The organism is Pseudomonas sp. HS-18, assembly GCF_020401845.1.
Taxonomy (GTDB): Bacteria; Pseudomonadota; Gammaproteobacteria; order Pseudomonadales; family Pseudomonadaceae; genus Pseudomonas; species Pseudomonas nitroreducens.
Map to the genome: position 1 here is coordinate 395,510 of NZ_CP084413.1, position 20,599 is coordinate 416,108.

Here is a 20,599-nt window from a genome sequence, read left to right on the forward strand (position 1 = left end):
CTCGATTCGTCGGGGCCTGTTCTTTTCAGGGAACGCCCTTTCGAGACCGTGGCCATGTCGAACACCCCTTCGCTTTCCCAGCTGCACCAGCCTGATGCCTTCCTCGCCCGCCACCTGGGCCCCGATGCCGCCGAGCAGCAAGCCATGCTCGACACCCTGGGACTGAAAAGTCGCGACGACCTGATCGTGCAGACGGTCCCGCCGGCCATCCGCCTGAACCGGCCGCTGGACCTGCCGACCGCCCTCGACGAGCAGGGTGCACTGGCCAAGCTGAAGGGCTACGCGCTGAAGAACGAGCTGTGGACCAGCCTGATCGGCACCGGCTACTACGGCACCCTGACGCCGACCGTGATCCTGCGCAACGTGCTGGAGAACCCAGGCTGGTACACCGCCTACACCCCATACCAGCCGGAGATCGCCCAGGGCCGTCTCGAATCCCTGCTGAACTTCCAGCAGATGACCATCGACCTCACCGGCCTCGATCTCGCCAGCGCCTCGCTGCTGGACGAAGCCACCGCCGCCGCCGAGGCCATGGCGCTGGCCAAGCGCGTGGCCAAGGCGAAGAGCAACCTGTTCTTCGTCGACAGCCACTGCCACCCGCAGACCATCTCCGTGGTGCAGACCCGCGCCGAAGCCTTCGGCTTCGACGTGGTGGTCGACGAGGTGGACAACCTCGGTCAGCACCCGGTGTTCGGCGCGCTGCTGCAGTACCCGGATACCCGTGGCGAGGTGCGTGACCTGCGCCCGCTGATCGACGCGCTGCACGCCCAGCAGGCGATCGCCTGCGTCGCCAGCGACCTGCTCGCGCTGCTGCTGCTCACCCCGCCGGGCGAGCTGGGTGCCGACGTGGTCCTGGGCAGCGCCCAGCGCTTCGGCGTGCCGATGGGCTACGGCGGCCCGCACGCAGCCTTCTTCGCCTGCCGCGACGAGTACAAGCGCGCCATGCCGGGCCGGATCATCGGCGTGTCCAAGGACGCCCGTGGCAACACCGCGCTGCGCATGGCGTTGCAGACCCGCGAACAGCACATCCGCCGCGAGAAGGCCAACTCCAACGTCTGCACCTCGCAGGTGCTGTTGGCCAACATCGCCAGCCTCTACGCCGTGTACCACGGCCCGCAGGGCCTCAAGCGCATCGCCCAGCGCGTGCACCGCCTGACTTCCGTGCTGGCCGCCGGCCTCGCTGCCAAGGGCCTGAAGCCGGTCAATCAGCACTTCTTCGATACCCTGACCTTCGATGTCGGCGCGCAGCAGCAGGCCATCGTCGAGCGCGCCCGCGCCGCCCGCGTGAACCTGCGCATCGTCGGCGAGGACCGCCTGGGCGTGAGCCTGGACGAAACCACCAGCGCCGAGACCCTCGCCAGCCTGTTCGATATCTTCCTGGGCGCCGGCCATGGCCTGGATGTGGCGCAGCTCGACGCCGGCCAGGTCGCTGACGGCATTCCCGCCGCGCTGCAACGCAGCAGCGACTACCTGACCCACCCCGTCTTCAACCGCCACCACAGCGAAACCGAGATGCTGCGCTACCTGCGCCAGCTCGAGGGCAAGGACCTGGCGCTGAACCAGGCGATGATCCCGCTGGGCTCCTGCACCATGAAGCTCAACGCCACCAGCGAGATGATCCCGATCACCTGGCCGGAATTCGCCACGCTGCACCCCTTCGTGCCACGCGAGCAAGCCGAGGGCTACCGCCTGATGATCGAGGAGCTGGAAAGCTGGCTCTGCGCGATTACCGGCTTCGACGCCATCTGCATGCAGCCCAACTCCGGCGCCCAGGGCGAGTACGCCGGCCTGCTGGCGATCCGCAAGTACCACGAAAGCCGTGGCGATGCGCACCGCAATATCTGCTTGATCCCGTCTTCGGCCCACGGCACCAACCCGGCCTCGGCGATCATGGCGAGCATGCGCGTGGTTATCGTCGAGTGCGACAAGGGCGGCAACGTCGACATGGAGGACCTCAAGCGCAAGGCGGCCGAAGCCGGCGAGCAGCTGTCCTGCCTGATGATCACCTACCCGTCCACCCACGGGGTGTACGAGGAAGGCATCCGCGAAATCTGCGAGGTCATCCACGGCCACGGCGGCCAGGTCTACATGGACGGCGCCAACCTCAACGCCCAGGTCGGCCTGGCGCGTCCGGCGGACATCGGTGCCGACGTGTCGCACATGAACCTGCACAAGACCTTCTGCATTCCCCACGGTGGTGGCGGCCCGGGCATGGGCCCGATCGGCGTGAAGAAGCACCTCGCGCCCTTTGTCGCCAACCACCCGGTGATCCGCATCGAAGGCCCGAACCCGCTCAACGGCGCGGTCAGCGCCGCGCCCTGGGGCAGCGCCAGCATCCTGCCGATCAGCTGGATGTACATCGCCATGATGGGCCCGCAACTGGCCGACGCCACCGAGGTGGCGATCCTCAACGCCAACTACCTGGCCCAGCAGCTCGATGGCGCCTTCCCGGTGCTCTACCGTGGCCGCAACGAGCGCGTTGCCCACGAGTGCATCCTCGACCTGCGTCCGCTCAAGGCGCAGACCGGGATCAGCGAGGAGGACGTGGCCAAGCGCCTGATGGACTACGGCTTCCACGCCCCGACCATGTCCTTCCCGGTGCCGGGCACGCTGATGATCGAGCCTACCGAGAGCGAGTCCAAGCACGAGCTGGACCGCTTCATCGAGGCAATGCTGTCGATCCGCGCAGAGATCGCCAAGGTCGAGACCGGCGAATGGCCGGCCGAAGCCAACCCGCTCAAGGGCGCGCCGCACACCCTGGCGGATGTGACCGGGCTGTGGGATCGCCCCTATCAGATCGCCGAAGCGGTGACCCCCACCGAGCACACCCGTGCCTTCAAGTACTGGCCGGCAGTGAACCGCGTGGACAACGTCTACGGCGACCGCAACCTGTTCTGCGCCTGCGTGCCGGTGGACGATTACCGCGAATGAGCGGTGCGTTGAATTGAAAAAGCCGCCTTCGGGCGGCTTTTTTGTTTTTCGTACGGGTTCGTTAGGGCGTGGGACCGAGCTGGTCCGGCAGGAGGGCCTCAGGGCTTCAGCTGCAACCGGCCGATCAGGCGGATCAGCAGCGCAAACAGCACGATCATCAGCACATTGCTGAGCATGCCGATCAGGTTGTAGACGGCGGACGGCAGCAGCGTATAGATCTCCAGGCCGACCACGCTGAGCAGGCGGCTGAGCAGCCAGAAGCCTTCACTGACGATCAGCAGGATCAGGGTGATCTTCAGCGGCTGGATGGGATCGTTCATGGGACACTCCGTGTCGGAATTGGAGTGTCAGTAGAACACAGCCGCGCCCCGCCGGCTTGGCCCGCGGCGAGCGCCACGGGCCGCGCCGGTGGGTATCACTGGGCGGGTGCGTCATCTCGGCGGACGAGGATGGCGTTGGCCAGTTCCATGTCGCTGCGATCCTGCAGCGCGGCGTCGTCGCTGCGCAGGCGGGTGAGGGCCGCCTCCAGGTACGGGCCGCGGATCGCACCGTCACTGGCGACGAACGCGCTCGCATCGTCCTGGGCGGCGACGATCAGCTTGTCGTGCTTGAAGGTCAGGTAGGTCGACGCGGTTGTGGCGCCGGATGAGATGACGTCGCGCCAGAAGTCGCCGTCGGCCATGGCCGAGGCAACGGGCAGGGCGAGCAGGGCAAAGGCAGTGGCCAGTTTCGCGGTACGCATCGGTTCCACCTCCGGAAGGTCCGTGTACAGGTGAGAGGCGCAGCGGCTGGTGGGAGTTCCAAGATTATCCGCGCGAGGTGCGCGAGCGGTTGCCCGCGCGCCTCGCGTGGGTCAGCGCTGGACGGCCAGGATTGCCGAGGCGAGCTCCGCGTCGCTGGCTTGCGCCAGGGCCGGGTCGGCACTGCGCATCTGCTGCAGCGTGGCCTCCAGGTAGGGGCCGCGGATGGCGCCATCGGTGGCGATGAAGCTGGCGGCGTCGTCCTGGGCCGGGCCGATCAGCTTGTGATCGTCACGGCTGGTCAGGTAGCTCGAGGCGGTGGTGGCGCCGGAGGTGAGGACGCCGCGCCAGAAGCTGCGGTCCTCGGCCATGGCCGAGGCGAGGGGGAGAAGGGTAAGGGCTACGACGACAGGGGCGAAACGGCGACGCATGGTGTCTCCTTGGATGATTGCGCGCCAATCAGAGCCTTGGAAGTTTCAGCGGTTCCGGCCTGTCGTCGGAATTTTCACTCTCGTTTTAGCGCCGGATCGTCCGGATTCTGCTGCTCCAGTTCCGCAGTGAACTGCTGCACCTTCTGGAATTGCCCGGTTTCGCGCAGGTAGTCGATCAGCGCCAGGCGCGCCGTCCGGTTGGCAGGGTGGCGCTGCAGCAGTTGTTCCAGCTCGTGGCAGGCGCCGTCGCTGTCGCCGGTGTCATGCAGGGCGATGGCCAGGACGAAGCGGAACTGGTCGTCGTCCGGGCTCAGGCGCACCGCTTCGCGCAGTTCCTTGAGCGCCTGCGTACGTTGCCCCTGGCGCACCAGGCCGAGGCCATTGACGTGGTGCAGCAGGCCGGAAGCGGGGAACAGGCGCAAGCCTTCATCCAGCGCTTGCCTGGCTTCGGCTGCCCGGCCATTGCCCTCCAGCCACTGGATCAGCGTGACCCGCGCGGGCAGGAAGTCGGGGTTGCGCTGAATGGCGGCGCGCAGCGCCGGCTCCACCTGATCGCCCCGATCGGTCTGCTGGTAGAGCATGGCGAGGTTGAGATTGGCCTCGGCACGCTCGGCGAGGGCGTGCTGGACCTGTTCGTACTCTTCGAGACCCTTGCCCAGGGCCGCTCCGATGCTGGCGCGAACCGGTGGCGGGAGCTGGGCCAGTTGCCAGGCCGCGGCGATGCGTACGGCGCGGATCGGGTCATTGAGCAACGGCGCCAGCAGCATGGCCTGCTGTGGGGCGCCCGCGAGGGCCGGCAGAGCCTCGATGGCGGCGTTGCGTACCAGCGGGTCGGCGTCCTTCAGGCCCAGGGCCACCAGCTCCAGCGAACGCTGGCTGGGGTAGCTGGGCAGTTCGGCAAGCAGGGTCGCCCGGCGGATCGCCGGCAGGTCGGTCGTCGCCAGCAGCAGGTGCAGCGCGCGGGAGGCGCCGGGCTTGCCGTTGCGCGCCTTCCACAGGGTGTCGTCATAGCGCGGCGCTGGGTTGCTGGAGGCATTGGGTTTGGCCGGCAGCTCGCTGGAGAACCACTCGCGGAACTTCGCGCCGAGCTGCTTGCCGGGCATGTCGCGGTGGCAGGCCTGGCAGGCATCCGGCGCGCTGATGCGACGGGCATGGGCGGGGTCCGGCAGGGTGAAACCATGGTCGTGGCGGTAGTCATTGACCATGTAGTAACGCCCCGGCATGTGGCAGGCGGTGCATTGCGCGCCCGGTGTACCGGGTTGGTGATGTGTGTGCTCGGGCGAGTCGTAGTTCTTCGCCTGCAGGCCCTTGCCGTCGATCTGCGGGCGCACCGGCTTGCCCGCCGTGTTGTGGCATTGCAGGCAGACGCCATTGCCCGGTGCCTTCAGCTCGCCGCTGTGGGGGTTGTGGCAATCGGTGCACTGGACCCCTTTGGCGAACATCTTGCTCTGGGTGAAGGAACCCCATTCGAAGACTTCGTCCTTGATCTTGCCGTCGATCTCGTACAGCTCGCGGGTCAGCGTGCTGGGCAGGTAGTCGTCCATGAAACGATGCTTGTTCTGGAAGCCGTCGGCCAGCGGTGCGCGGCGCGCGTGGCAGCGTGCGCAGGTCTCGACGATGGTCGCCTGGCTGGCGTTCTGCAGCGGCACTTCGAACCCCTTGTCCGTGCTGCGGTCGGGCTTGCGCGCCCATTCAAGGTGCCGGGATGCCGGGCCATGGCAGGCCTGGCAGCCGACGCCGAGGCTGTTCCAGTGGCTGGCGAAGCTGTCGGTGGTGGCGGTGTAATTGCGCTTGAAACCGGTGGTATGGCATTCGATGCACATGAAGTTGGCGTTCTGCGCCGGGCGGGTCCAGTGCAGCTCGTCCTTGTGGTCGATACCCTGGCCGGGCATCAGCTGGAACCACTGGTGCTTGCGGCTATCCCAGGCCACGCCGAGGGCTTGCAGGCGACCGCCCGGATACTCGAGGAGATACTGCTGCAGCGGTTCGAAGCCGAAGGTGTAGGCCACCTTGAAGTCCGCCGGCTTGCCGTCGGCACCGGGAGTATTGACCCAGTACTCGCCTTCCTTGCGGAAAAAGCGAGTGGTCTCGGTCTCGCCCTTGAAGGTGACGTTGGCGAAGTCCCCCAGCACATTGCCCTCGGCAGCTGGCTTCATCGCCTGCTGGTGGTGGGAACCCTGCCAGCTCTTGAACTGTGCCAGGTGGCAGCCCTGGCATTGCACTTCGTCGACCATTGTCGTGGTGGGTGCCGGTGTAACTGCCAATGGCGCGGGAGTCGATGCCGGGGCTTTGGCGGGCGCACTGGCAGACACCGGCAGCGCCGGGTTGCTGTTCTGCACCCACCACCACAGACCGAGGGTGGCAACCAGCAGCAGGCCGGCACAGGCGGCCAGCAGCCATCCGCGATAGGGTTTGCGCGGCGGGCTCTCCGGGCGTGGAGCAGGCTTCTTCGGCTTGGGCATTCGACTTCCATTGTTCTGCAGGACAACTCCACGAATCGGCGCAGCTTCGACGAGGGGGCGCCGGCCTGTCAACGCGAATCAGGCCGGCCCGTGATCCCTTCTGCGCAGGGCGCCAGCCCCGCTCAAGGCTGGCGGATTTCGGCGACCCGCGCGCTGTCGACCTTTACCTCCGGATTGCCGAACTGTGCCGTGAGATAGTTCACCAGCGTGGCGATCTGTTCGTCATTGAGCGTGCCGGCGAAGCCCGGCATGAACATCTCCTCGTCGCCTACCTTGCGGTGCACGCCGCCCAGTACCACCTGCACCAGGTTGTCCGGCTGCAGGGCGCCCACAGCGCTGTTCTTCAGCAGCATCGGGTAGTAGCCGTCCTTCACCCCTTCGCCGCTCCAGGAGTGGCAGCTGGCGCAATTGCCCAGGTACAGGCGCGCACCATCGTCATGCTTTTGTGCGGCGAAGTCCTGGCCGCGCAAGGTGACCACATCGTCCGCCGGCTCGCCCCAGGCAAAGCGTGCCTTGCGTTCGCCATCGCTGACCTCCGGCACGCTGCGCAGGTAGCTGGCGATGGCCAGCAGGTCGGCGTCGGTCATGTACTGGAAACTGTGCTGCACCGCCTCGGCCATGGGCCCGGCCGCCTGCGCCTTGCCCGGCACGCGGCCGGTCTTCAGGTACTGGGCGATCTCCGCGTCGCTCCAGCCGCCGATGCCGCTGTGGGTGTCGGGAGTGATGTTGAAGGCATACCAGCCACCCAGCGCGGCGCCGGAGAGGAAGCCGGTAGTGCGTTCGTCCGCGGCCTTCTCCTGGAAGGCCATGCCGCGCGGCGTGTGGCAGGTGCCGCAATGCGCCAGGCCCTGGACCAGGTAGCCGCCGCGGTTCCAGGCCGGGCTCTGCTTCGGGTTGGGCTGGTAGACCGAATCCTGGTGAAACAGCAGGTTCCAGATCGCCAGCGGCCAGCGCATGTTCAGCGGCCAGGCGATATCGGAATCCTGGTTGGGCTGCGCGACGGCCTGCACGCCGCCTTCGAGGAACCAGGCGTAGAGCGCCTTCATATCCTCGTCGGTGATCTTCGCGTAGGCGGTGTAGGGCATTGCCGGGTAGAGGCGGGTGCCGCCCTTGGCCACGCCGTCGCGCAGGGCGCGGGCGAAGTCGTCGTAGCTGTAGCTGCCGATGCCGGTCTTCGGGTCGGGGGTGATATTGGTGGAATACACCGCGCCCAGCGGTGTGGCCAGTGGCAGGCCGCCGGCGAAGGGCTTGCCGCCCGGCGCGGTGTGGCAGGCGGCGCAGTCGCCGGCGCGGGCCAGGTATTCGCCGCGCTGCAGCAGCTTCTGCGGGGCGGGATCGAGGGCCTTGGCGGCGTGCGAGGCCAGGGGAGCGGCGAGCAGGGCAAGCAGGATCAGACGCTTCATGCCTTGGCCTCCCGCTTCAGCTGTTCGGCCAGGCGCAGGGCCAGGGCGGCGATGGTCAGGGTGCAGTTCACCGAGCCGACGGTGGGCATCACGCCACTGCTGGCGATGAACAGGTTGGGATGGTCGTGGCAGCGGCACTGGGCATCCACCACCGAATCCTTCGGGTCGTCACCCATCAGCACGGTGCCGGTGATGTGGTTGTTGTTGGCGAAGCTGTCGTCGAACTTCACCTCCTCGCCACCCAGCAGCTTGGCTGCGTGGGCGTAGACCTCGCGGGTGTGCACCGCGCTCTTGCGCACGTACTCGTCCATGGCATAGGTGAATTCGGGCTTGGGGATGCCGGCGGCGTCGCGCTCGGTGGCGCTGGGGACGATGCGGTTCTCCGGGTGCGGGAGGATTTCGTGGAAGCTGTCGAAGCGCACGAAGCGCGCGGCGCGGTCGCGGATCTTCGCTTCCAGGTCGTGGCCCAGCAGCAGCGGCCCGTGGCGGATCAGTTCGGCGGCCACCTGGTCGGTGCGCGAGAGGTTGGACAGGTGGATCTTCTTCGACGCGTACTCGCTGCGGAACGCGCCGTCGCGGAAGCCCACCATGGAGGTCATTTCCTGCGGCCCGCGGCCCGGCCAGAGTTTCTCATCGGCATAGAACTGCACGGCGGTGCCGGGATGGTCCATCAGGTTGCGGCCGACCATGTCGGAGCTGTTGCCGACGTCGGACATCAGCATCAGCTTGGGCGTCTCGATGCCATTGGCAGCGAGGATGAAGGTGTCGCCCTCGACGCGCACCTCGTTGCCTTGCGGGTCCCTGTACAGCGCCGCGACTATCTTGCCGCCGTCGCCCTTTTCCAGCTTGAACACCACGGCGTTCTCGATCAGCCGGGCGCCGGCGGCCTCGGCCTTCTCGACGTGGACGATGCCGTTGTACATGGCGCCGATGGGGCAGATGGGCATGCAGTTGTTGTTGCCGCAGCAGGTCGGCCGGCCATCGTAGGGCCGGCTGTTGCGCGCCACCGGCTCGGTGACCACGCGGTAGCCGTTGGCGTTGAGCAGGGTCTTGATGCGCTGCTCGTTCCACGACAACGGCAACGGCGGCATCGGGTAGGGCTGGCTGCGCGGCGAATCGAGCTCTTCGTCACCCGGTCCCCAGACGCCCAGTTCCTCTTCGGCGCGCTGGTACCAGGGCTCCAGTTCGGCGTACTCGATGGGCCAGTCGCGGCCCACGCCGTAGAGGCTGAGCAGCTTGAAATCATTGGGCAGGAAGCGCCAGGCCGACGCCGCCCAGTGCCAGGTGGTCCCGCCCACGGCGCGAATGTACTGCACGTCGTAGGGGTGTTCGCCTTTCTGGATCAGGTAATGGTTGTCCGGCTTGAACTGCGGATGCGGCGCGTACGGGCTGGACGGGTAGGGCGCCTGATTGTCGGACTTGTCCGCCTGGTTGCGGAAGCGCTCGACGATCTCCCAGCGCCCCATGCGCGGGCCGGCTTCGAGGATCAGCACATCCTTGCCGGCCAGCGCCAGTTGATGGGCGACCAGCGCGCCGGCGACGCCGGAGCCGACCACCACGAAATCGGCGCGTTGCGTATCGGCCATGCTCAGGCCCCCCGCTCGGTCGGTTGCGCCGCCCAGAAGCCGGGCTTGTTCGGGCAATAGCTGCGGATCACCAGCACGTCGTCCACGGCGCGGAACATCAGCGCCTGTTCGTAGGTGACCACCGTGGCGCTGGTGTCATCGCCGATCTGGCCCAGGTACCAGCCGCCGAGAATCTGCCGGGCCAGCCACTGCTGGCGCTCGGTCCAGGTGGCCGGCGCGTCGCCCAGGCGATCCAGCAGTTCCGCGAGACTCTGCCGCAGCGCCGTGTCGCGCTGGGCCAGGACGCCGAACAGGCGTTCGCCGATGCGCGGGTCGAGGTTGCTGCGGCCGGTCAGGCGCTGGGACAGGGTCATGAACTCGTCCAGCTCCGTCGCTGCCTGGGGCGTCAGCGCGGCCCAGGTGCGTGCGGCCGGGCTGAGCAATACACCGCCCAGAGCGGCACTGGCGCACGCCACTGCCAGCAGGCGACGGCGCGAAAAAGGAAAGGCGGGCAGCTGTGCCTCGGACATGTCGACCTCTCTTGCAACAGACGAACGGTTGGGGAGCGCGGTCTGGCGCCGCTTGAATCGGGTGTTGGTCGGCCAGGGTGGCGAGACCGGGCCCAGGCCCTTAGTATTGCCGCTTGTTCAGATTCTGCCGGGCGAATCGTTCTGCCGGCGGCCCACCCCGGAGCCGCGCCGCAGAGCCGCACCGACCGGCTTTTGGGTGATACCTTCGCGATGAAACAGTACCTCGAACTCATGCGCCACGTGCGCGAACACGGCACCTTCAAGAGCGACCGCACCGGCACCGGCACCTACAGTGTGTTCGGCCACCAGATGCGCTTCGACCTCGCCGAAGGCTTCCCGCTGGTGACCACCAAGAAGTGCCACCTCAAATCGATCGTCCATGAACTGCTGTGGTTCCTCAAAGGTTCGACCAACATCGCCTACCTGAAGGAAAACGGCGTCTCGATCTGGGACGAATGGGCCGACGAGAACGGCGACCTCGGCCCGGTCTACGGCTACCAGTGGCGCTCCTGGCCGGCGCCGGACGGCCGCCATATCGACCAGATCGCCAACCTGATGGAGATGCTGAAGAAGAACCCGGACTCGCGCCGGCTGATCGTCTCCGCGTGGAACCCCGCGCTGATCGACGAAATGGCCCTGCCGCCGTGCCACGCGCTGTTCCAGTTCTATGTCGCCGACGGCAAGCTCAGCTGCCAGCTGTACCAGCGCTCGGCCGACATCTTCCTCGGCGTGCCCTTCAACATCGCCAGCTACGCGCTGCTGACCCTGATGGTCGCGCAGGTCGCGGGCCTGCAGCCGGGCGAGTTCATCTGGACTGGCGGCGACTGCCACCTGTACGCCAACCACCTGGAGCAGACCGACCTGCAGTTGACCCGCCAGCCGCTGCCGCTGCCCACCATGAAGATCAACCCCGAGGTGAAGGACCTGTTCGACTTCCGCTTCGAGGACTTCGAACTGGTCGGCTACGAAGCCCACCCGCACATCAAGGCGCCGGTCGCTGTCTGACCTGCCCTCGATGAAGAAGAGGCCGGCGCAATGCCGGCCTTTTTCGTTTCTGCGAGGCTGATCCCGTGGGAGCGGGCTCCGTCCGCGATGTGCTACCGGCCTGCTCGGAGCCGCCGGAAATCGATCGCGGATGAATTTACTCCCATGTTCCCTGCGCGCCGTGGCTTCCCATTCATCTGGTGAATGAGCGTTTCGCCTGGCGGTACAGGGTTTCAGGGGGTGTGTTGCGTTGCTATGCTCCCCGGGCTGGCCACTGAGCGGTGGCCTACGGATTTTCCGCACTACAACGACAAGACCGGGGACCGTCATGCAGCCTTTCAGCTTCGCCACCACCGCGCAGATCCTCTGCGAGAGTGGCTCCGCCGCCCGCCTGGGTGAACTCTGCCGCGAGCGCGGCGCCCAGCGCGTGCTTATCGTCACCGATCCCGGCATCACCCGCCTGAACATGCTCGACGGCGTGCTGCCCGGCTTCGCCAAGGCTGGCGTGGCGGTGGACGTCTTCGATCAGGTGGTGGCCGACCCGCCGGAAAGCGTCGTGCTGGCAGCCGCCGAGCAGGCTCGCAAGATGGCTGCGCAACTGGTGGTCGGCTATGGCGGCGGCAGCTCGATGGACGTCGCCAAGCTGGTGGCGCTGCTGGCGCATCCGTCGGCATCCCAGGGGCTGAAGGACATCTTCGGCGTTGGCAACGCTCGCGGCCCACGCCTGCCGCTGATCCAGGTGCCGACCACCGCGGGTACCGGTTCGGAAGTGACACCCATCGCCATCGTCACCACCGGCGAGACCACCAAGATGGGTGTGGTCAGCCCGCACCTGCTGCCGGACCTGGCCGTGCTCGACGCCGACCTCACCCTCGGCCTGCCGCCGGCGGTCACCGCCGCCACCGGCATCGACGCCATGGTGCACGCCATCGAGGCCTACACCAGCAAGCTGAAGAAGAACCCGCTGTCCGACCTGCTCGCCCGCGAAGCGCTGCGCCTGCTGGCGTTGAACCTCGACGAAGCCGTGCACAACGGCGGCAACCGCGAGGCGCGCCAGGCCATGCTGCTGGGCGCCTGCCTGGCCGGCCAGGCCTTCGCCAACGCCCCGGTGGCCGCCGTGCACGCGCTGGCCTATCCGCTGGGCGGGCACTTCCACATTCCCCACGGCCTGAGCAATGCGCTGGTGCTGCCCGAGGTGATCCGCTTCAATGCGCCCAATGCCGCGCCGCTCTACGCCGAGCTCGCGCCACTGCTGCTGGGCGAGCGCCTGCGCAGCGATGCCGACCGCACCGAGCAGTTCATCGCCGAGCTGGCCGACCTCAGCCCGCGCAGCGGCCTGCCGTCGCGCCTGCGCGATGCCGGCGTACCGGAGGCCAGCCTGCCGCGCCTGGCCGCCGATGCGATGTTGCAGCAGCGCCTGCTGGTGAATAATCCCCGCGAAGTCAGCGAGAGCGACGCGCTGGCCATCTACCGAGCCGCCTTCTGAGAACCCGATGAGCGAACAGCACCCCAGCCGCACCGACTACGCGCACTTCCAGCCGATCACCACCCGCTGGCACGACAACGATATCTACGGCCACGTGAACAACGTGACCTACTACGGCTTCTTCGACACAGCGGTGAACACCTACCTGATCGAGCGCGGTGGCCTGGATATCCACGGCGGCGAGGTGGTGGGCTTCGTGGTCAGCTCCAGCTGTGATTATTTCGCGCCGGTGGCCTTCCCCGAGCGCATCGAGGTCGGCCTGCGGGTCGGCAAGCTGGGCAACAGCTCGGTGCAGTACGAACTGGCGATCTTCCGCGAGGGCGATGAACTGGCCTGTGCGGCGGGCAAGTTCGTGCATGTGTTCGTTGACCGCGCGAGCAGCCGGCCGGTATCGATTCCTCCTGCGTTGCGGGAGGCGATGGAGGCGCTGGTACGCGTTTGACGGGCTCTTTGCGGGAGCGAGCCTGCTCGCGAACACGTCGCGCATCGGCGATGCCAGCAATTCCGTTCGCAAGCAAGCTCGCTCCTGCGACGATTACCTACCACCCCATCGGATAATGCTCGATCCGGCACGGCCGGCTGTTGCCGTCTCCCTTGCAGATGCCGTCCAGGTACTGGTAGCGCATCCACACCCGCTGTCCTGGCGCTGGCCAGTGCTTACGCGGGATCATGCTTTGCCAGTCGGCGCTTTCCGGCTCGAAGGCGATCAGCGCGCCCCGATTCGGGCAATCCGCGCCGGCGGCCCGTGGCTTGACCGACTCCACGCGGCCTTCCAGGCCCCGTACGGGCAGTTTGAGCGCCCCGATGATCTCCACTTCCATCTGGCAGACCTGCCAGTCCCCGGCGTGCGCGGTCTGCACGGCGCCAAGCGACAGCAGCAGACCGGCGGCAGCAAGCGCTTTCACGAATGACTCCTTGTGGCCAGTGATCCCTTCCCGACAAGCCTATACGAGGCTGGCCGGATGACATGGGGCTTGTCCCGGGTGGCGCGCCCGGCCTATGCTGGCCGCCGGTCGGCAGTTCACCCAGGCGTCGCCGCCTCCGTATGGAGAGCGCTAAACCTGCCACGCGGTTCCCCGCACCTTTGACGATCCGACACACTTTCCCAGTGCCGCATCGGAAGCCGGCGACCCCCGATCACCTCCTGCACGAGGTCTTGGCACGCAACGAGGATTGCACTGTGTCCAGGCAACGCTTGCCCTACCACGCCCCCGATATGTCGGTGCTGGCGAAATTCCTGACGCGACAATTGGACGAATCGCCCGAACGTCCCGGTCATGTGGAGATGCTCAACCTGCTGGCCCGCGCGGTTGGCTTCCGCAACTACCAGGCGCTGCGCGCCAGCCACCAGGCTGAGGCGCGCTTGGCCCGCGAAATAGAGCCCGAAGCCGTGGTGGATTTTCGCCGCGTCGAGCAGTGGCGGCGCTACTTCGATGAGGCCGGCTGCCTGCAACGCTGGCCGAAGAAACACAGCCACCGTGAGGCCTGCCTCTGGGTGCTGTGGTCGCGCTTGCCGGCGCGGCAAACGTGGAGTGAAAAGGACATCAACGGCCGCCTGCGTGCTCAGGAACGCCTGGGTGACCACCTGCTGCTTCGGCGCGCCCTGGTCGATGGCGGATGGCTGCAGCGCACCGACGATGGCGGTGAATACCGTCGCGTTGAGCGCCGACCGCCAGCTGAGCTGAGTGCGCTGTTGTCCTGCTTGCCCGCCTGCGCCTAATCGGTCGGTCATGAACAAAAAAGCCCGCCAATCGGCGGGCTTTTTCACACGGGCATCGGTCAGTCGTCGTGATGCTTGTGTTTGTGCTTGTAGTGGCCTTTGCCCTTGTGGCGGTCGCTCTTGTGACCACTGCTGTGGTGGTCATCGTTGTCGTCGGCCAGGTGGTTGCCCAGCGCGCCGCCCGCCGCGCCGCCCAGGCCCGCGCCAATGGCGCCACCGGTGGAGCCACCGACCTTGTTGCCGATGACCGAGCCGCCTGCCGCACCCAGGCCGCCGCCAATGGCTGCCTCGGTCTTGTTGCCGTTCTTGGCACCCATCGCGCCGCCAGCTGCACCGCCTACGCCAGCACCGATGGCCGCGCCGGTGGAGCCACCCAGGGCGCCCCCCACCACGTTGCCCAGTGCGCCCCCGACACCGCCGCCAATGGCGGATTTGGTGTCGTCGGCGACGGCGTGGCTGGCCAGCAGGGCCAGTGCCAGAACAGAAAGAGTCTTACGCATGTTGCGAACCTGAAAGTAGAAAAGGAATGGGGAAATTGTCCCGCATAGAAAACAGCCGGGCAATGAGGCCCGGCTGTCAGTCGTCGTTTCCGTGGACTGATCGCGGTTAGCTATGCCGCGGATCAATCCCAGTCGCGATGGTGCTTGTGTTTGTGCTTGTACCAGCCGCGGTGACGACCGTTATCGTGCCAGTGGCGGTCGTAGCGACGATCGTCATAGCGCGCATGGCGGTAGCCGCGGCGACCATCGTAGTCGTCGTCATCGTCGCGGTTGCTGTCGGCGTAGTGGTTACCCAGTGCGCCACCGGCGCCACCACCCAGGGCCGCGCCGATCAGGCCGCCCGTGGTGCCGCCCATCTTGTTGCCCAGCACCTGGCCGCCCGCGGCGCCCAGGCCACCGCCGATGGCGGCTTCTGTTTTGTTGCCATGGCGTGCGCCCATGGCGCCGCCTGCTGCACCGCCAAGGCCACCACCAATGGCGGCGCCGGTGCTGCCGCCGACCGCCTGGCCGACCGCAGTGCCCAATACCCCGCCCAGGGCGCCACCGACGCCGGCACGGGTGTCGCCGTCCGCGAAGGCGGTGCCACCAACCAGCGCAAGAGACAACAGGAGCATCGAGGAGTACTTCATAGAGAGGATCTCTCTGTGGGGATGTTGGGGGTGATCCTCGGTTTGGGCGAAGGCTCTGGCAAGGGGGTTCCGACGAGTAACACGACTTTCATCAAATAATGCAAGTATTTGATTTTAGGTCAGAACTTTTTCGATTTTGGGCGGTCTGAGCGTTATTCCAGGGTTTCGCTTTTGATGTGTTTTTATCACAGAATGCCATTGAAATGATGGCTTTTCACGGAAAGCGTCCTTTTCCCTCCGAGTTTACCCTTCGGCCTTTTCCTACTTGATGCGCGTCTAGCGGATTTTTCGCAAGACGAGGCAAGGGTGCGTCCGAGAAAAGCTTCGCGAGCAAGCTCGCTCCTACTAAAGAGCAGCGGCTTTTCTGTAGGAGCTGGCTTGTTCGCGAACGGCGGTTGGATGGCGCTCCGGTGGGAGCGCCGTGAAGGGCATCACGCGATGCGCTGGCTCGGTCGCGCTTTCTCGAAGCGGATGGCGACGAACTTGGAGGTTGGCGTGTGGCTGCCGACCCCGTGGCTGTCCAGCGGCACCAGCGGGTTGGTCTCCGGGTAGTACGCCGCCGCCTGGCCGGCGGGAATGTCGTAGGCCAGCAGGGTGAAGCCGCTGACGCGGCGGTCCACGCCATCGGACCAGAGTGACACCATGTCCACTTTCTCGCCCGGCTCGAAGCCCAGGCGGCGGATGTCTGCCTCGTTGGCGAACACTACCTCGCGATGGCCGCGGACGCCGCGGTAGCGGTCGTCCAGGCCATAGATGGTGGTGTTGTACTGGTCGTGGGAGCGCAACGTCTGCAGGATCAGGTGGGGCTCCTGGCCGGTCTCGCGGATCTTCGTGTGGACCAGGTCCGCTGGCAGCGGGTGGTGGTGGAAGTTGGCCTTGCCGCTGGCGGTGTTCCAGCGCCGCGAGCCCGCCGAGTTGCCCAGGTGGAAGCCGCCGGGGTTGGCCACGCGGCGATTGAAGTCGTTGAAGCCGGGGATGGTGTCGGCGATCAGGTCGCGGATGCGGTCGTAGTTGGCGATCATCGCGTCCCAGTCCACCGGGTGGTTGCCCAGGGTGGCCTTGGCGATGCCGGCGATGATGGCCGGCTCCGAGCGCATCTGTTTTGACGACGGCTCCAGCTGCCCGAAGGATGCGTGGATCATGCTGAAGGAGTCTTCCACGGTCACTGCCTGCGGGCCTTCAGCCTGACGGTCGATGTCGGTGCGCCCCAGGCACGGCAGGATCAGCGCGTCGCCGCCCACGGTGAGGTGGCTGCGGTTGAGCTTGGTGCTGATCTGCACGGTCAGCGCGCAATTGCGCAAGGATTGATGAGTGCGCGGGCTGTCCGGGGTCGCCTGGGCGAAGTTGCCGCCAAGGCCGATGAAGACCCTGGCCCGCCCGTCGAGCATGGCGTTGATCGCCTCGACGGTGTTGTGGCCGTTCGCACGCGGCACCTTGAACTGGAAGCGCCGTTCGATGGCATCGAGCAGAGCGGCCGGCGGTCGGTCGTTGATGCCCATGCTGCGGTCGCCCTGCACATTACTGTGGCCGCGTACTGGGCACAGGCCGGCGCCGGGACGGCCGACGTTGCCACGCAGAAGTTGCAGGCTGACCAGTTCCTGGATGGTGGGCACCGAGTGATGGTGCTGGGTGATGCCCATGGCCCAGCAGACGATCACACGCTCGGCACGGCGGTACATGATCGCCGCCTGCTCGATTTCCTCGAGGCTCAGGCCCGACTGCTGGACGATGTGCTCCCAACTGGTGTCGTCCACCACGGCCAGGTAGGCATCGACGCCCTGGGTATGCTCGGCGATGAAGGCGTGGTCGAACACTGCCGGCTCGCCCTTGGCCTGGGCTTCGCGTTCCCATTGCAGGAGGAACTTGGCGATGCCGCGCACGGCGGCCATGTCGCCACCCAGTGCCGGGCGGAAGAAGGCCGTGTTCAGCGGCTCAGAGCCATTGGTGAGCATTTCCAGCGCGTGCTGCGGGTGCTGGAAGCGCTCCAGGCCGCGCTCCTTGAGCGGGTTGAAGGCGACCACCTGGGCGCCGCGCTTCACCGCCTCGCGCAGCGGTTCGAGCATGCGCGGGTGGTTGGTGCCGGGGTTCTGGCCGAAGACGAAGATCGCATCGGCGTGCTCGAAGTCATCGAAGGTCACGGTGCCCTTGCCGATGCCGACGCTCTGGCCCAGGGCTACGCCGCTGGCCTCGTGGCACATGTTCGAGCAGTCGGGGAAGTTGTTGGTGCCGAAGGCGCGGACGAACAGCTGGTAGAGGAAGGCCGCCTCGTTGCTGGCCCGACCGGAGGTGTAGAACTCGGCCTGGTCGGGGCTTTGCAGCGCATTCAGGTGCCGGGCGATCAGGGCGAAGGCGTCGTCCCAGGCGATTGGCTGGTAGCGGTCGGTGGTGGGGTCGTAGCGCATCGGCTCGGTCAGGCGGCCCTGGTATTCGAGCCAGTAGTCGCTCTGCTCGCGCAGCGAAGTAACGCTGTGACGGGCGAAGAAGGCTGGGTCCACGCGGCGCTTGGTGGCCTCCCAGTTCACTGCCTTGGCGCCGTTCTCGCAGAACTTCACCCGCCCGTCTTCGGGGGAGTCGCCCCAGGCGCAGCCAGGGCAGTCGAAGCCACCGTTCTGGTTGGTCTTGAGCAGGGCGCGCAGGTTCTTGAACGGCTGTTTGCTGTCCAGCCAGAAGCGCGTGACGCTGATCAGCGCGCCCCAGCCGGCGGCGGCGCCCTTGTAGGGTTGGTAGCGGGGGTTTTCTTGCTGCAGGCTCATGGAATCTCTTTCGTTCAGGCGGCTGGTGGCGCCGGGCTGTAGACCCGGGGCGGGCTGCGATGGGGCAGGTGGATCAGGTTCAGGTTGTGCTCGCGGGCCCACTGCACGGTGAGCGAGGTGGGAGCGGACAGGCTGACCAGGGTGGGGAGCCCGGCGCGCACGGCCTTGTGGATAAGTTCCAGGCTGCAGCGGCTGGTCACCACGGCGAAGCCGCCGGCCAGCTCCAGGCGCTGGCGCTTGAGCGCGCCGACCAGTTTGTCGAGGGCGTTGTGGCGGCCGATATCCTCGCGGCACAGGCGAATCTCGCCGGCGGCATCGACGAACAGCGCCGCATGCAGAGCGCCGCTGCGCCTGCCGATCTCCTGCACGGCATTGACCCGCTCGCGCAGGTGGTCGAAATGGACGGCGGGTGGCAGGGGAGCGCGCGGCAATACCGGCAGGCCGGGCAGCGCCTGGTCCAGGGCCTCGACGCCGCACAGGCCGCAGCCGGTGTTGCCGGCCAGTTGCCGGCGCTGGTCCTTGAGGGCCCAGAAGGCGCGATTGCTGACCTGCACCTCGGCGGTAATGGCCTCGCCATGTGCGGTCAGGCTCACGTCATAGATGTCGTCGATGGACTCGATGAGGCCGGCACCGAGGCTGAAACCGTGGACGAAGTCTTCCAGGTCGTTCGGCGAGACCATCATCACGGCCTGGCTGAGGCCGTTGTAGGCGATGGCCAGGGCGGTTTCCCCGGCCAATGCGGCGCGGCCCCCGGCTCCTTGCGGGGTGAGTTCGACGTAGCTGTAGCCGTCGGCAGGCACGACGGCATCCCGGACCGCGGCGCTGGCCGGGCGGGTGATCAGGCAAGGCATGGGCTGAGCCCTGTGGTTCTAGTAATGCAACCAGCCTATGCCGATGCAGGGGCAGCGTCTAATGGCTGCTGTCGATGTTGTGATAGATGCGGTTTATCGGTCGGGCGAGTCGCTGCCCAGCAGGACCGCCGCTTCGCGGAAGCAGGCTTCGGCCAGCGCGGAGCGTGGTTCGCTGCGGCGCAGGATCAGCCCGAGTGGCGACAGGGTGCGCGCGTCGTCGATCGGGGTCAGCACGAAGTGCTCACCCTGGGCGTCCAGCCCGCTGCCCAGCGGCATGATCGCGCAGCACAGCCCGCGCTCGACGGCTTGCACCAACTGATGCACGGCGTCGGTTTCCAGGCGTGCCCGAGGCGCCAGGCCGCGGCTGCGGAAGCCGTGGTCGATGGACTGGCGGAAGTGCATGCCGGACGAGAGCAGGCCCAGCGGCAGCTCCGCCAGTGCGTCCCAGCTCAGGCTCGGACCGTCGATCTGGAAGTGCCGGCGGTCGTGCAGCAGGCCCATGCGGGTAGCGGCCAGTTCGAGGCTTTCGAAATGTTCGCGGTCGAGGCGGTCGAGGTACGACAGGCCAAGGTCCAGCTGGTTGCGGCCGAGGCCTTCGAGGATGTTCTCCGAACTCAGGGCGAACAGCTGGAAGCGCAGTTCCGGGTGGCGCTGGGCGAACAGCTCGATCAGCTGCATGGGGTCGAAGCCTGCCAGCGGCACCACGCCCAGGCGCAGGGTGCCGACCAGTTGGCCGCGGCAGGCCGCCGCTTCTGCGTAGAGCCCGTCATGCGCAGCCAGCAGGCTCCGGGCCCAGGCGAGTACGCGCTCGCCGGCCTCGGTGAAACCCTCGAAGCGCTGCCCACGGCGCACCAGTTCAAGGCCCAGTTCCTCCTCCAGGCTGCGTACCCGCATCGACAGCGTTGGCTGAGTGACGTGGCAGCGTGCCGCCGCCTGGCCGAAGTGCCGTGTCTCGTCCAGCGCGCAGAGGAATTTCAGCTGCTTGATGTCCATCGGCGGGAAGGCTCCGGGGCGTTCTGTCGGGTTAAGGCGGGATTAGGAGTATTCCGTCAGGCACTGCGGAAGTCGGCGACTAGACTCCAGGGGCGCGCGGTCTGCCCAATGCCGGCCGCCTGTCACTGTAACCGTAGGGAGGTTGGAAATGGGCATTTTTGCGTTCGTGAAGGAAGCCGGCGAAAAGCTGTGGGAAAGCATCGTGGGCCAGGAGGCGCAGGCCGCCGAATCGCTCAAGGACCACATCGCCAAGGTGGGCCTGGGCAACCCGAACATCCAGGTCAGCGTCGAAGGTGACAAGGTGATCGCCACCGGTGAAGTGGCCAGCCAGGAAGAGAAGGAGAAGATCCTGCTGGCGCTGGGCAACGTCGCGGGCGTGTCGGGCGTGGAAGACCACATCACCGTCGCTACGCCGGCTGCCGAGGCGCGTTTCGTCACCGTGAAGAAGGGCGATACGCTCAGCGCCATCGCCAAGGCGGAGTACGGCAACGCCAACCTCTACAACAAGATTTTCGAGGCGAACAAGCCGATGCTCAGTCATCCGGACAAGATCTATCCCGGCCAGGTGCTGCGGATTCCGGAGTGATGTCCCCGAGCCCGGCCCAGTGCCGGGCTCGTTGT

19 protein-coding genes are annotated in these 20,599 nt (G+C 66.8%); 6 read left to right on the forward strand and 13 right to left on the reverse strand.

What is annotated here, in order from left to right:
- The first annotated feature begins 54 nt into the window (after positions 1–54).
- Positions 55–2,931 carry an aminomethyl-transferring glycine dehydrogenase gene (gene gcvP, locus LDJ84_RS01845; protein WP_226045824.1) on the forward strand — a complete coding sequence of 959 codons (2,877 nt, stop codon included), beginning with the start codon at positions 55–57 and terminating at the stop codon, positions 2,929–2,931.
- 98 nt (positions 2,932–3,029) lie between these two features.
- On the opposite strand, the gene LDJ84_RS01850 is transcribed toward gcvP, so the two are convergent.
- From LDJ84_RS01850 to LDJ84_RS01880, 7 genes are all read right to left on the reverse strand, one after another.
- Entirely contained in the window at positions 3,030–3,251 is a 222-nt protein-coding gene (locus LDJ84_RS01850) for a hypothetical protein (protein WP_084358380.1), read from the reverse strand.
- Positions 3,252–3,346: 95 nt separating this feature from the next.
- A complete protein-coding gene (locus LDJ84_RS01855) occupies positions 3,347–3,673 on the reverse strand; it encodes a DUF2388 domain-containing protein (RefSeq protein WP_024765733.1) in 327 nt (108 codons plus the stop codon).
- Positions 3,674–3,784: 111 nt separating this feature from the next.
- Complete coding sequence (locus LDJ84_RS01860) at positions 3,785–4,102, reverse strand: DUF2388 domain-containing protein (RefSeq protein WP_084358379.1); 318 nt, start codon at positions 4,100–4,102, stop codon at positions 3,785–3,787.
- Positions 4,103–4,176: 74 nt separating this feature from the next.
- A complete protein-coding gene (locus LDJ84_RS01865; protein WP_226045825.1) occupies positions 4,177–6,564 on the reverse strand; it encodes a tetratricopeptide repeat protein in 2,388 nt (795 codons plus the stop codon).
- Between the two features lie 122 nt (positions 6,565–6,686).
- Positions 6,687–7,967 (reverse strand): cytochrome c, encoded by a 1,281-nt coding sequence (locus tag LDJ84_RS01870; RefSeq protein WP_226045826.1) that lies wholly within the window; start codon positions 7,965–7,967, stop codon positions 6,687–6,689.
- Entirely contained in the window at positions 7,964–9,553 is a 1,590-nt protein-coding gene (locus LDJ84_RS01875; protein WP_226045827.1) for a GMC family oxidoreductase, read from the reverse strand. Before LDJ84_RS01875 ends, LDJ84_RS01870 begins: the two co-directional genes overlap by 4 nt.
- A 2-nt stretch (positions 9,554–9,555) precedes the next feature.
- Positions 9,556–10,062: a sugar dehydrogenase complex small subunit gene (locus tag LDJ84_RS01880; RefSeq protein ID WP_037016395.1), complete on the reverse strand. Its 507-nt coding sequence runs from the start codon at positions 10,060–10,062 to the stop codon at positions 9,556–9,558.
- 210 nt (positions 10,063–10,272) lie between these two features.
- Between LDJ84_RS01880 and LDJ84_RS01885 the strand changes: the two genes are divergently transcribed.
- The 3 genes from LDJ84_RS01885 (at position 10,273) to LDJ84_RS01895 (ending at position 12,974) form a co-directional block, all read left to right on the forward strand.
- Complete coding sequence (locus tag LDJ84_RS01885; protein WP_226045828.1) at positions 10,273–11,067, forward strand: thymidylate synthase; 795 nt, start codon at positions 10,273–10,275, stop codon at positions 11,065–11,067.
- A 307-nt stretch (positions 11,068–11,374) separates the two neighbouring features.
- Positions 11,375–12,532 (forward strand): iron-containing alcohol dehydrogenase, encoded by a 1,158-nt coding sequence (locus tag LDJ84_RS01890; protein WP_024767392.1) that lies wholly within the window; start codon positions 11,375–11,377, stop codon positions 12,530–12,532.
- 7 nt (positions 12,533–12,539) lie between these two features.
- Positions 12,540–12,974: an acyl-CoA thioesterase gene (locus LDJ84_RS01895; RefSeq protein WP_024767393.1), complete on the forward strand. Its 435-nt coding sequence runs from the start codon at positions 12,540–12,542 to the stop codon at positions 12,972–12,974.
- 97 nt (positions 12,975–13,071) lie between these two features.
- Here the strand turns inward: LDJ84_RS01895 and LDJ84_RS01900 are convergent, their stop codons facing one another.
- Positions 13,072–13,437: a hypothetical protein gene (locus tag LDJ84_RS01900; RefSeq protein ID WP_024767394.1), complete on the reverse strand. Its 366-nt coding sequence runs from the start codon at positions 13,435–13,437 to the stop codon at positions 13,072–13,074.
- 275 nt (positions 13,438–13,712) lie between these two features.
- Between LDJ84_RS01900 and LDJ84_RS01905 the strand changes: the two genes are divergently transcribed.
- Positions 13,713–14,252, forward strand: coding sequence for a DUF2087 domain-containing protein (locus LDJ84_RS01905; protein ID WP_024767395.1), 540 nt, complete (start codon positions 13,713–13,715; stop codon positions 14,250–14,252).
- A gap of 59 nt (positions 14,253–14,311) precedes the next feature.
- On the opposite strand, the gene LDJ84_RS01910 is transcribed toward LDJ84_RS01905, so the two are convergent.
- The 5 genes from LDJ84_RS01910 to LDJ84_RS01930 all read right to left on the reverse strand — a co-directional run bounded on the left by LDJ84_RS01910 (position 14,312) and on the right by LDJ84_RS01930 (position 19,978).
- Entirely contained in the window at positions 14,312–14,752 is a 441-nt protein-coding gene (locus LDJ84_RS01910) for a glycine zipper domain-containing protein (RefSeq protein ID WP_065086225.1), read from the reverse strand.
- A gap of 122 nt (positions 14,753–14,874) precedes the next feature.
- On the reverse strand, positions 14,875–15,381 hold the full coding sequence (locus tag LDJ84_RS01915; protein WP_038803491.1) for a hypothetical protein: 507 nt from the start codon (positions 15,379–15,381) through the stop codon (positions 14,875–14,877).
- Positions 15,382–15,812: 431 nt separating this feature from the next.
- Positions 15,813–18,134: an FdhF/YdeP family oxidoreductase gene (locus LDJ84_RS01920; protein ID WP_226045829.1), complete on the reverse strand. Its 2,322-nt coding sequence runs from the start codon at positions 18,132–18,134 to the stop codon at positions 15,813–15,815.
- A 14-nt stretch (positions 18,135–18,148) separates the two neighbouring features.
- Entirely contained in the window at positions 18,149–18,985 is an 837-nt protein-coding gene (fdhD, locus tag LDJ84_RS01925; protein WP_226045830.1) for a formate dehydrogenase accessory sulfurtransferase FdhD, read from the reverse strand.
- 93 nt (positions 18,986–19,078) lie between these two features.
- Entirely contained in the window at positions 19,079–19,978 is a 900-nt protein-coding gene (locus LDJ84_RS01930) for a LysR family transcriptional regulator (protein WP_065086227.1), read from the reverse strand.
- 148 nt (positions 19,979–20,126) lie between these two features.
- Here LDJ84_RS01930 and lysM point away from each other — a divergent pair, with 148 nt between their 5' ends.
- Positions 20,127–20,564: a peptidoglycan-binding protein LysM gene (gene lysM, locus LDJ84_RS01935; RefSeq protein WP_037018714.1), complete on the forward strand. Its 438-nt coding sequence runs from the start codon at positions 20,127–20,129 to the stop codon at positions 20,562–20,564.
- Positions 20,565–20,599: the final 35 nt, after the last annotated feature.

What these genes read in the sequence shown, in the direction of transcription:
- gcvP (WP_226045824.1), top strand. Translation starts at nt 55, where the DNA reads ATGTCGAACACCCCTTCGCTTTCCCAGCTGCACCAGCCTGATGCCTTC.
- LDJ84_RS01850 (WP_084358380.1), bottom strand. Translation starts at nt 3,251, where the DNA reads ATGAACGATCCCATCCAGCCGCTGAAGATCACCCTGATCCTGCTGATC.
- LDJ84_RS01855 (WP_024765733.1), bottom strand. Translation starts at nt 3,673, where the DNA reads ATGCGTACCGCGAAACTGGCCACTGCCTTTGCCCTGCTCGCCCTGCCC.
- LDJ84_RS01860 (WP_084358379.1), bottom strand. Translation starts at nt 4,102, where the DNA reads ATGCGTCGCCGTTTCGCCCCTGTCGTCGTAGCCCTTACCCTTCTCCCC.
- LDJ84_RS01865 (WP_226045825.1), bottom strand. Translation starts at nt 6,564, where the DNA reads ATGCCCAAGCCGAAGAAGCCTGCTCCACGCCCGGAGAGCCCGCCGCGC.
- LDJ84_RS01870 (WP_226045826.1), bottom strand. Translation starts at nt 7,967, where the DNA reads ATGAAGCGTCTGATCCTGCTTGCCCTGCTCGCCGCTCCCCTGGCCTCG.
- LDJ84_RS01875 (WP_226045827.1), bottom strand. Translation starts at nt 9,553, where the DNA reads ATGGCCGATACGCAACGCGCCGATTTCGTGGTGGTCGGCTCCGGCGTC.
- LDJ84_RS01880 (WP_037016395.1), bottom strand. Translation starts at nt 10,062, where the DNA reads ATGTCCGAGGCACAGCTGCCCGCCTTTCCTTTTTCGCGCCGTCGCCTG.
- LDJ84_RS01885 (WP_226045828.1), top strand. Translation starts at nt 10,273, where the DNA reads ATGAAACAGTACCTCGAACTCATGCGCCACGTGCGCGAACACGGCACC.
- LDJ84_RS01890 (WP_024767392.1), top strand. Translation starts at nt 11,375, where the DNA reads ATGCAGCCTTTCAGCTTCGCCACCACCGCGCAGATCCTCTGCGAGAGT.
- LDJ84_RS01895 (WP_024767393.1), top strand. Translation starts at nt 12,540, where the DNA reads ATGAGCGAACAGCACCCCAGCCGCACCGACTACGCGCACTTCCAGCCG.
- LDJ84_RS01910 (WP_065086225.1), bottom strand. Translation starts at nt 14,752, where the DNA reads ATGCGTAAGACTCTTTCTGTTCTGGCACTGGCCCTGCTGGCCAGCCAC.
- LDJ84_RS01915 (WP_038803491.1), bottom strand. Translation starts at nt 15,381, where the DNA reads ATGAAGTACTCCTCGATGCTCCTGTTGTCTCTTGCGCTGGTTGGTGGC.
- LDJ84_RS01920 (WP_226045829.1), bottom strand. Translation starts at nt 18,134, where the DNA reads ATGAGCCTGCAGCAAGAAAACCCCCGCTACCAACCCTACAAGGGCGCC.
- fdhD (WP_226045830.1), bottom strand. Translation starts at nt 18,985, where the DNA reads ATGCCTTGCCTGATCACCCGCCCGGCCAGCGCCGCGGTCCGGGATGCC.
- LDJ84_RS01930 (WP_065086227.1), bottom strand. Translation starts at nt 19,978, where the DNA reads ATGGACATCAAGCAGCTGAAATTCCTCTGCGCGCTGGACGAGACACGG.
- lysM (WP_037018714.1), top strand. Translation starts at nt 20,127, where the DNA reads ATGGGCATTTTTGCGTTCGTGAAGGAAGCCGGCGAAAAGCTGTGGGAA.